Raw genomic sequence first — 9,823 nt, 5'->3', positions numbered from 1 at the left:
AGCGGAACGGCTCTGGAGACAGAACTGGCCAACCCGTCGCCCGGCTACGAGCGCCATCTTCCAGTATATCAATGGGTCCTACCATCCACGTCAACGCCATTCATACCTGGGCGGCATCTGCCCCTCGCTTTCGAAGCAAGGGGGGCATAATCACTTCCTGACCGGCACAAAACCGTTACAAGTCCGATGATGGCGTATCTCTGCATCCCCGGTGAAATACGCGGTGATTTTTTTAAGATGTCACGCTGCCCGGTCACTCGGGACAGGTCGCGCTTCAACTGCCGGTTCTCGGCATCCTTGCCGGTATTGCCTGATGCCGTCTTCGCGAATTGCCGTTTCCACGCATACAGCGAATGTGCCCCCCTCCCCCAAGCCGCTGTAAAACTGCCGCCATCGGATATACCCGTTCGGTAATCTGCGTCACCGCATCACGCTTGAACTCATCACTGAAATTGGGCTTTTCCATCAACGCCTCCTGATTTTTAGAAGCTCGGGCGTCCAGAAATCCAGGGGCTATTCATATCACCAGAAAAGCAGCCTCGATTGCTCTATTCATGAGCATCGCGATGACACTCATTGTGTCGGAGACTGATGCGAGCGAATAAAATCGACAAATGCGCGAAGCGGCGGTGGCAGCTGGCGGCGACCGGAATAGTAAAGCATCGGCCCCGAAAACGGTGTGGCCCAGTCTTCAAGCACCACTTCCAGCGCACCGCTGCGGATGTGAGGCACCAGCCAGTCTTCAAACAGACAGACAATACCAAGACCTGTCAGAGCAGTTTCAACCAGAAGATCGCAGGCCGATCCGGGCTGGACCAATAAAGGGCCTGGTGGATCGAGGCGGATAATCTCACCATTTTTCTCGAACTCCCACATGGCTGGCGCTCCACCGGAAAAGCGAAGACGCAGACAGACGTGTTCCAGCAACTCGCTCGGGTGTCGGGGACGTCCCTTTGCAGACAGATAGGAGGGTGCGGCCACAGTCAGCAGGCGCTGAGTGGCCGGCCCGATGGGGACTGCAATCATGTCCTGCTCCAGCCGCTCTTCATAACGGATACCGGCATCTGCGCCAGAAGCGAAAATATCGACAAAACTGTCCTCCACGGTCACTTCCACGCGGATTTGCGGATACGCAGTCAGGAAAGGCGACAGAATGCCCGGAAGTACGGTCCGGGCAACATTGGCCGGCACATTGAGGCGGATCGTGCCCGCAGGCTGGTCGGTTTGCGCATGGACCGTATCGAGCGCGGCGCTGATCTCGGCAAGCGCAGGCGAGAGCCGCTCGAACAGACGGGCGCCTGTTTCTGTGAGCGAGATGCTGCGCGTGCTGCGATGAAGCAGACGCGAACCAAGACGGGTTTCCAGCCTGCGCAGAGCTTCGCTGAGGCCGGACGCTGACAGACCCGAAACACGCGCTGCCTCTCGAAAACCACCTGCCCGCGCAACCGCGACGAATGCTGAAAGATCATCAAGCTCGAATGACATTGTGCGAATTTCCGTACGACCCGTTCAGGATTGAACAGCTTATCGATCATTCAAGCGTAGTCCATGTTTGGTGCACACCGCTTGTCATGGAGATACCAATGAGCAGTCGCATCAATGCAGGAACCTTTTCACTCGGTGACCGCGTCGTGAACCGTATGGGATATGGGGCAATGCAGCTTGCGGGCCCCGGTGTATTCGGACCGCCACGGGACCACGACGCTGCTGTCGCCGTGCTTCGCGCCGCTATCGAAGCTGGCGTCAATCATATCGATACCAGCGACTTCTATGGCCCGCATGTCACGAACCAGATCATCCGCGAGGCGCTGCATCCTTATGATGATGACCTTGTGATCGTGACCAAGGTTGGTGCGGTGCGGGGCGAGGATGCATCATGGCTGCCAGCCCAGAGCAGGGAGGACCTGACCAGGGCCGTGCATGACAACCTGCGCAACCTGGGGCTTGAGCGGCTTGATGTGGTCAACCTGCGGCTGATGGGTGATGTCCTTGCACCAAAAGAAGGTTCGCTGGCAGAGCCGTTTTCGGCACTGGCTGCGCTGCGTGAACAGGGCCTCATCCGCCATCTCGGCCTCAGCAATGCGACTGCCACGCAGGTGGCCGAAGCGCAGGCAATCGCGCCAGTTGTATGCGTGCAGAACCACTATAACCTCGTCCATGGAAAGGATAATGCACTGATCGACGCGCTGGCCGCACAGGGCATCGCCTATGTACCATTTTTCCCGTTGGGTGGGTTTAGCCCGATCCAGTCAAATGTCCTGTCCGAAATTGCAGCAGACATTGGAAAAAGCCCATTGCAGGTGGCGCTTGCGTGGTTGCTGGCCCGTTCACCCAACCTGCTCCTGATCCCGGGGACTTCGAACCCCCTTCATCTGTCAGAAAATCTTGCGGCAGCGACGCTGGAACTGTCGGTCGATGTTCGGGCGCGCCTTGACACTATCGCCCTCTCTTGATCCTGGAAGCCAGAACCATTTTTGTGCATGGTGCTGCAGGCTTTCCGCTTGCAGTACCCTTCGCCGAGAAGCGTTTAATATATGGTCTTTGCGTTTCGCCGGACAGCCTGAGGCGGCTGGTGAAACTCACGCAGGAAGGCACGCCGCATCCGCTCGGGATCATGGAAACCGGTCATGATGGCAATGGCTTCGATGGGGAGAGTCGATCCTTCGACACGCTCCCGTGCGGCCTCCAGACGCAATCGTTCCACTGCTCTGGCAGGACTCATTCCTACGGCTGCCCGGAAACTGCGTGAAAAATTTCGAGGACTCATGCCGACCTGACTGGCGAGAATGTCCACGGTCAGGCGCTGTTTCAGGTTGGAGCGGATCCACCCCAGAAGCTCGGTAAAACGTTCCTGAGGGCTCTCCATCTCAAGCAGTATCGAAAACTGGGACTGTCCTCCGGGGCGGTGATAGAAAACCACCATCTGCTGCGCCGTACGACGCCCGATGTCTGCACCGAGATCTTCAGTCACCAGCGCCAGAGCCATGTCGATGCCTGCGCTGATGCCAGCAGAGGTCCAGACCGGGCCGTCATGAACATGAATGGCCTCTGCCGAGACCCTGATTTCTGGAAACTGTGCTTTCAGGGTGCTGGCCTGTTGCCAGTGCGTCGTCACGCAGCGTCCATCGAGCAGCCCGGCTGCCGCCAGCAGGAAAGCTCCTGTACACACGCTGCATATCCGCCGTGCCGTGCCCGCCTGATATCGTATGAAAGCCTGCAACTCCGGGCAGGCCATGGCCTGTTTGTGACCTTTGCCCCCCACAACGACAAGCGTATCAAAAGACCCGGCCGCGGCGAGAGGGACGGTCTCGATCGCCATTCCGGAAGAAGAGCGGACCAGACCGCCATGGTGAGACAGGGGCGTCGTCTCATACGGAGCGCCCCCAAACTCACCGGCGATCTCGAAGGCTGCCGTCACTCCGGCTGCGTCAAGTAACTGGAAGTCAGGATAGAGGAGAAGACCGATCTGTCTGGGCATGTCCTGAAATGAGGGATCATTGTCCTTTCGTCAAACGCTCTTCCGGAAAACACTGACGGACGTCCGATCATTCCGTGATCCATCCCCATACAAAAGGAAATTTCAATGTCCCGTCTCCCGTTCCCGCCCTTTAATGCTGAAACCGCTGTTCAAAAGGTCCGTCTCGCCGAAGACGCCTGGAACGGCCAGGATCCTGAAAAGGTGGCGCAGGCCTATACTCCCGATAGCCAGTGGCGCAATCGCTCGGAATTCATCTGCGGGCGGGAAGACATCGTGATGTTCCTGACGCGGAAATGGGAGCGCGAGCAGGAGTATCGGCTTATCAAGGAGCTCTGGGCTTTTCAGGACAACCGGATCGCCGTCCGTTTCGCGTATGAGTGGCAGGACCAGACCGGCCAATGGTTCAGATCTCATGGAAATGAGAACTGGGCATTTGATGAAAACGGGCTGATGCGTTACCGCGTGGCGTCAATTAACGACCAACCCATTTCAGTCACTGACCGCCTGTTTCATTGGCCTGCAGGACGACGTCCCGACAATCACCCGGGCCTTTCGGCGTCGGGACTGTAACAGCCCGGAAGTGCTTCCTTATGGCGTTGACTGAAACGCCTTGCGTCCTTCTGAATCCAGTGCTGCGAAATCTTCGTCGGACAGCGTTATGCTGGCGGCGGCGACATTCTGCTCCAGATGAGCGACTTTCGAGGTTCCGGGGATCGGCAGCATTACCGGACTGCGTTTCAGGACCCATGCCAGTGCGATCTGGCTTGGGTGCGCGCCGTATTTCCCTGCCATGGTATCCAGGATTGAGCCCGGCTTCGCGAGGTCGCCAGCGGCAAGCGGAAACCAGGGGATGAACCCGATGGTCTTGGCGGCGCAATAATCGAGCACGTCCTCGCTGGTGCGATCGACAAGATTATAGCGGTTCTGGACGGTTGCTACGTCAAAGAACTTCGAGGCGGCCTTGATGTCTTCGACGGAGACTTCGCTCAGTCCTGCATGCCGGATCAGTTTCTGGTCGATGAAGGACCTGATCGCGTCGAACTGCTCATCGGCCGGAACCTTGGGATCTATGCGGTGCAATTGCCACAGGTCGATCTGTTCGACGCCGAGATTGCGCAAGCTCTTGTGTACCTGCTGGAGCAGGTATTCCGGCCGTCCGACCGGCTTCCAGATATCCGGCCCCGAGCGGGTGAGACCACCCTTCGTGGCGATCACCAGTCCCTTGGGGTATGGGTGCAGCGCCTCTTTAATCAGCCATTCCGAAACATCGGGGCCGTAGGAATCGGCAGTGTCGATGAAGTTGACGCCAAGTTCGGGAAGGCGCCTCAGCGTGCGGATGGCCTCGTCGTAATCTGCAGGCGGTCCCCATATGCCCGGGCCGGTGATGCGCATCGCGCCGAAGCCAAGACGATGAACGGCAAGGTCGCCGCCGATGCTGAAGGTGCCAGCGTCGGTGGCGTTAGCGGATGAATTGGTCATGGCCTTCGTTCCTTTTTTCCAGCAGGTGATTGGGGATCAGTCATTCCATCAGGCCGCGAAGCCACCATCGATGTTGTATGCCGCACCGGTGATGATGCCTGCCTCTGGCCCGGCGAGATACGCGACCAGCCCTGCGATCTCCGCGCCCGTGGCATGGCGTTTGATCGCCATGAAGTCGTGCATAACGTCTTTCAGCGGTCCATCGGCCGGGTTCATGTCGGTATCGGTGGGGCCGGGCTGGACAACGTTGACGGTAATGCCGCGCGCCCCGAAATCGCGCGCCAGTCCCTTGACCATGCCTTTCAGTGCCGCCTTGCTGGCGCTGTAGGCTGCAAGGCCAGTCATCGGCATACGGTCTGCATTGGCTGAGCCGATGAAGATGATGCGGCCGCCGTCGGGCATGGTCCGTGCGGCAGAAACTGCCGCGTGATAGGGCGCGAGGGTATTGATGCGGAAAAGCCGGTCAATGGCGTCCGGCGGCATGTCCAGTGGATCACCCGCGCCAAGAATTCCGGAGTTGACGACCAGCACGTCGAGAGGACCGAGCGAGGCGATCAGCGCGGTGAGAGAGTCCCGGTCTCCGCTATCGGCGCGCATGGCCCTGCTTCCGGTCTCGGCCGCCAGGGCCTGAGCATCATCAGGGGAGGACAGATACGTGAAAACGACTTTCGCGCCATCCGTTGCGAAGCGGCGGACAATGGCGGCCCCAATCCCGCGGCTGCCGCCAAGCACGAGGACGGATTTGCCATTAAAGCTGCTCATGCCCGTGTTTCCCCCTGCGCCAGAATTTCCGCCAGTCTGTCGAACGCTGGCTGGTAGATATGTGTCGGCATTCTGGCCTCCATGCTGGCGGCGTGTTCGGCAGCCGCTTCGAACTGACCATGCCACCGGATAAATGTGCGATCGCCATCCGTTACGGGCAGAAGCGTGATGGTCGACCTGTAGTTCCGGATCGGTAAAGCCGACTCAATGATCGAGAAGGTCACCGCATGATCCACGTCGGACAGCGCCAGAAGCTGTTCACGGATGACGCCGACATCGCCCATTTCAACACGACGGATCGCGCCAACACGGTCGCCGGGATCATCGCCTTCGATCACGCAGCTTTTCACACCCGGCAACCAGTGACCAAGGGTGCCGAAATCGCGGATCAGCCCCCAGACAGACGAAACGGGTGCATTGATGACGCTGCTGGCCATAACATTAATCATACGGACTTCCCCTGCCCTTTTCCGTGCGGAATCAAAGCGACTGGCCACCTGTCACCTCGATGCGTTGGCCATTCACCCAGTGCATGTCGTCCGACAGGAGGCCACGGACCGCAGCCCCGATATCATCGGGTTGGCCGACACGCCCCAGCGGCGTGATCTCTGCCAGGCTCCTGTTGATCCCGGCATCGTCACGGACCAGACCACCACCGAAGTCCGATGCGACCGCGCCGGGGGCGACGGCATTGACCGTAATGCCGCGCTCGCCCAGTTCTTTCGTCATATACAGCGAGATGACTTCGGTCGCGGCTTTCATGGCCGCGTAAGGACCATGATCCGGCAGATAGAAGCGCGTTGCGGCAGAGGTGATGTTGAGAATGCGGCCACCATCATGGATCAGCGGAAGGAGCGCTACCGTCAGCAGGTAGGGGCCCTTGAAGTGGATGTTGTACTGATTGTCGAGCTGTTCGGACGTTGCGGCGTCGAAGCGCGTGTGGATGATGTTGCCAGCGTTCTGAACAACATAATTTAGTCCCTGCTGCCCGAACTCGTTTGCGAGAAGGGCTTTGACCCGTTGAACAAAACCCGTGAACAACACATGGTTCGCGATGTCAAGTTGCAGCATGCGCAGCTTTGCGCCCTCCTGACTGAGGGCGGTTTCGGCAGCCTTCGCCTCATCTTCGTTGGCGTGATAAGTGCCGATCACGCTGATGCCGGAGGCTGTCAGATGCTTCGCAATACTGTAGCCGATGCCACGATTGGCGCCCGTGACGAGGGCAATTTTTGATGGGCTCATGATCGGATTCCCTGAAGAGGCATGGCGTCGTGTTCCGAACAGCACAACTTCCATACCGATCAATCCATAATAGGGATGTAGCACGAGGTCAATGATTTATGGATCGACTGATATGGAATACTCGTGCCGGACCTGGATCGTCTCGCCACCGTCAACCCGTCAGCGTTTTTTGGACCGCTTTGCTGTTTCCCGTTTCACCGCGTTGATATCCCACAATGTCAGCAGCGACGTGACGGCCGCATCCAGAGCGTCTGAAGTCATCCCGTCCCGGGTTTCGCACGTCATGCCGTGGAAAAAAGTCGCGAGAATATCGGGCAGAACATCTGTCGCCGGGGACGCTTTCAATTCGCCAATGGCGATGGCGCGTTCCACGCAGGCTTTGATGCCAGTCCGCGTGCGCTGTCGTTCCGCCGCGAGGAGCGCCTGAACGGGTTCGTTTTCGGGTGAGCAGTTACTGGCGCCACAGACGACCAGACACCCGGTCGGGTGCGTGCTGGTTGCCTGCATGCGCGCCGAGCCACGCAACGTCTGTTCGATGGCATCGCGCGGGGACAGGCTCTCGTCCCATAAGGGCGCCATCACCTGTCCGTAGGTCTCCAGATAACGCTGCACGACTTCCCGGAACAGCGCTTCCTTCGAGCCGAACGCGGCATAGAAGCTCGCGGGCGAGATATTACCCATGCAGGACTTGAGCTGGGTCAGAGAGGTCGGTTCATAGCCCTGCGTCCAGAAGAGCGCTGTGGCGGCGTCAATCGCCTTGTCGCGGTCAAATTCACGAGGACGCCCAGTCCGCGCCATGGCATTGCTCCTTCCTAAAGACTTCCATATTAAGTGATCCAGAAGTAATTGCCAAGGCTGCCGCGTCTCTATATGTGTATCGTCCGATCCACATATGAGCGACCCATGACCCCGACCATCACAGTGCCCACGACAAACCCCGATGAGCGCCTGCCTGTCGCCGGTCTGCTCGCGCTGGCCATGACCGGCTTTATCTGCATCATGACCGAAACCCTGCCGGCCGGTCTGTTGCCCGAGATCGGTGCGGGTCTGCATATTTCCCCTGCGCTGGCAGGGCAGATGGTGACGGCTTATGCCATAGGCTCACTGAGTGCGGCGATTCCGCTGACACTCGCCACGCAGCGATGGCGGCGCAGAAAGGTTCTGCTGCTGGCGATCATAGGTTTCGTGGTGTTCAATTCCATCACCGCGTTTTCGGCGCATTATGGCGCGACCCTCGTGGCCCGGTACGGAGCGGGTGCAGCGGCGGGTCTGGCCTGGGCGTTGCTGGCTGGCTACGCGCGCCGGATGGTAACGCGCGCCCAGCAGGGCCGTGCCCTGGCGATTGCCATGGTCGGCACACCGATTGCACTGTCGCTGGGGGTGCCCGCCGGGACATGGCTGGGCGCTGCCGTCGGCTGGCGTCTGGCCTTCTGGATCATGTCGGGCCTGACCATACTGCTGATCGCATGGGTTCTGGCAAAGGTTCCTGACTTTCCGGGGGCTGCACATCACGAGCACCTGCCATTCCGGCATGTTCTGGGCATGCCGGGCGTGCGGTCTGTTCTAGGCGTGGTGATGGCATGGATGCTCGCGCACAATGTTCTCTACACCTACATCGTGCCGTTCGTCACACCTGCCGGACTGGCGGGCCAGGCAGATCGCATCCTGCTGCTGTTCGGGGTCGCCGCCCTGTTTGGCATCTGGCTGACCAGCCGCACGGTCGATCACGCCCTGCGCCTGTCCGTCCTGCTCAGTCTGGCCATATTCGTGGTCGTGGCAGGGGCTTTCGTCATCGGATCAGCGTCACCTGCGGTGATCATGATCGGTGTCACCATATGGGGTCTGACATTTGGAGGCGCTGCGACGCTGCTCCAGACGGCACTGGCGGATGCGGCCGGCGATGGCGTGGACGTCGCATTGTCGATGAATGTGGTGGCGTGGAACAGTGCCATAGCCGGTGGGGGCCTTCTGGGCGGCACGCTGCTCGACATATGGGGTGCAGCATCATTGCCCTGGGCTGTAACGGGACTTGCTGCTGCTGGATTCCTGATCGCATGGCAGGCCCGGTCCCACGGATTTCGACCCGGCCACCGCCTCGGGCATGGGGGCGGGGGCTAAGAATTCGATAGGAACGGGTTGTGGAGTTACCGCATGGTTTCGATGAGGATGAGCGCATTTATGCCAACGACGGTTCGTGCCAGAGGATCTTGCCTCATCACCCGAGTGACTGGCTAGATTTTATCTGATTTTGAATTCTGATCACCTGAGAATGCCCATTTTCAGGAATATAGGGATAGATAATTTATGTCCGAAATGAAGGCGAAAGCTGCCAGTCTGTTTGCGGCGAGCAAAGCGGACTTACAGCTTTCGCCTCCATTGCGGACATCTGTGTACTACCAAAGTTTCTGCCAGACCTGACATTGCTGAAGGTCCGTATCCGCCTGTATGTTCTGGTCCCTGCATGCAGTTTTTTTCTGCTATACGGAATATGGTTCGAATTGTGGTGCCTACTGATCCGGACGCTCCCATAAATTCATGATCCCGAAAAACGGCTGCGATATCCGCCGCCGCACGGATTATCAATGCGAACGCAAGGCCCGCCCTCACCGGCGGCCTTTTTTGTGTCTGCACTGCAGGACATGTCATGCCAGATACCAACCAGCATCCCGCCCTGACATTTGTCATGGACGAACGTCAACTCGTCAATGTCGTCAGGCGATACCTGCCAGGCCACGAAAGTATCAACAGGGCCGAAGGTCTGGCCACAATGGGCATTGGCGCAGCAGAAATGGCCGGTGCCGCGGGCCTGCTGGCTGCCCCTGAGCCGCTGCTGAGCAAGGTTGGCGGCATTGCGCTTGCGGC

The 9,823-nt window shown here is 59.0% G+C and carries 10 protein-coding genes and 2 pseudogenes; 5 read left to right on the top strand and 7 right to left on the bottom strand.

Going from position 1 to position 9,823, the window contains the following annotated elements; genetic code table 11:
* Positions 1 to 190 (top strand): annotated as a pseudogene (locus MSKU9_RS03390) (hypothetical protein); the annotation flags it as partial.
* 383 nt (positions 191 to 573) lie between these two features.
* Here the strand turns inward: MSKU9_RS03390 and MSKU9_RS03385 are convergent.
* Positions 574 to 1,485, bottom strand: a complete 912-nt coding sequence (locus MSKU9_RS03385; RefSeq protein WP_141259942.1) for a LysR family transcriptional regulator — start codon at positions 1,483 to 1,485, stop codon at positions 574 to 576.
* A 98-nt stretch (positions 1,486 to 1,583) separates the two neighbouring features.
* Between MSKU9_RS03385 and MSKU9_RS03380 the strand changes: the two genes are divergently transcribed.
* Complete coding sequence (locus tag MSKU9_RS03380; RefSeq protein WP_141259941.1) at positions 1,584 to 2,453, top strand: aldo/keto reductase family oxidoreductase; 870 nt, start codon at positions 1,584 to 1,586, stop codon at positions 2,451 to 2,453.
* 74 nt (positions 2,454 to 2,527) lie between these two features.
* Here the strand turns inward: MSKU9_RS03380 and MSKU9_RS03375 are convergent, their stop codons facing one another.
* Positions 2,528 to 3,478, bottom strand: coding sequence for a GlxA family transcriptional regulator (locus MSKU9_RS03375; protein ID WP_141259940.1), 951 nt, complete (start codon positions 3,476 to 3,478; stop codon positions 2,528 to 2,530).
* Between the two features lie 105 nt (positions 3,479 to 3,583).
* Here MSKU9_RS03375 and MSKU9_RS03370 point away from each other — a divergent pair, with 105 nt between their 5' ends.
* Positions 3,584 to 4,048 carry a nuclear transport factor 2 family protein gene (locus MSKU9_RS03370; protein WP_141259939.1) on the top strand — a complete coding sequence of 155 codons (465 nt, stop codon included), beginning with the start codon at positions 3,584 to 3,586 and terminating at the stop codon, positions 4,046 to 4,048.
* Between the two features lie 18 nt (positions 4,049 to 4,066).
* On the opposite strand, the gene MSKU9_RS03365 is transcribed toward MSKU9_RS03370, so the two are convergent.
* The 5 genes from MSKU9_RS03365 to MSKU9_RS03345 all read right to left on the bottom strand — a co-directional run bounded on the left by MSKU9_RS03365 (position 4,067) and on the right by MSKU9_RS03345 (position 7,759).
* On the bottom strand, positions 4,067 to 4,957 hold the full coding sequence (locus tag MSKU9_RS03365) for an aldo/keto reductase (RefSeq protein ID WP_141259938.1): 891 nt from the start codon (positions 4,955 to 4,957) through the stop codon (positions 4,067 to 4,069).
* Between the two features lie 48 nt (positions 4,958 to 5,005).
* On the bottom strand, positions 5,006 to 5,719 hold the full coding sequence (gene bdcA, locus MSKU9_RS03360; RefSeq protein ID WP_141259937.1) for an SDR family oxidoreductase: 714 nt from the start codon (positions 5,717 to 5,719) through the stop codon (positions 5,006 to 5,008).
* Positions 5,716 to 6,168: an SRPBCC family protein gene (locus MSKU9_RS03355; RefSeq protein WP_141259936.1), complete on the bottom strand. Its 453-nt coding sequence runs from the start codon at positions 6,166 to 6,168 to the stop codon at positions 5,716 to 5,718. Before MSKU9_RS03355 ends, bdcA begins: the two co-directional genes overlap by 4 nt.
* A 31-nt stretch (positions 6,169 to 6,199) precedes the next feature.
* Positions 6,200 to 6,961, bottom strand: coding sequence for an SDR family NAD(P)-dependent oxidoreductase (locus MSKU9_RS03350; protein ID WP_141259943.1), 762 nt, complete (start codon positions 6,959 to 6,961; stop codon positions 6,200 to 6,202).
* 159 nt (positions 6,962 to 7,120) lie between these two features.
* On the bottom strand, positions 7,121 to 7,759 hold the full coding sequence (locus tag MSKU9_RS03345; protein WP_141259935.1) for a TetR/AcrR family transcriptional regulator: 639 nt from the start codon (positions 7,757 to 7,759) through the stop codon (positions 7,121 to 7,123).
* 105 nt (positions 7,760 to 7,864) lie between these two features.
* On the opposite strand from MSKU9_RS03345, the gene MSKU9_RS03340 reads away from it, so the two are divergent.
* The gene (locus MSKU9_RS03340; protein WP_141259934.1) at positions 7,865 to 9,079 is read left to right on the top strand and encodes an MFS transporter; all 1,215 of its coding nucleotides are present in this window, start codon (positions 7,865 to 7,867) and stop codon (positions 9,077 to 9,079) included.
* A gap of 526 nt (positions 9,080 to 9,605) precedes the next feature.
* A pseudogene (locus MSKU9_RS03335) lies at positions 9,606 to 9,823 on the top strand (RNase A-like domain-containing protein); the annotation flags it as partial.

This window comes from Komagataeibacter diospyri (genome assembly GCF_006538165.1).
Lineage (GTDB): Bacteria > Pseudomonadota > Alphaproteobacteria > Acetobacterales > Acetobacteraceae > Komagataeibacter > Komagataeibacter diospyri.
The sequence above is the reverse complement of the archived record's forward strand: the minus strand, read 5'-3'. Positions and strand labels throughout refer to the sequence as shown.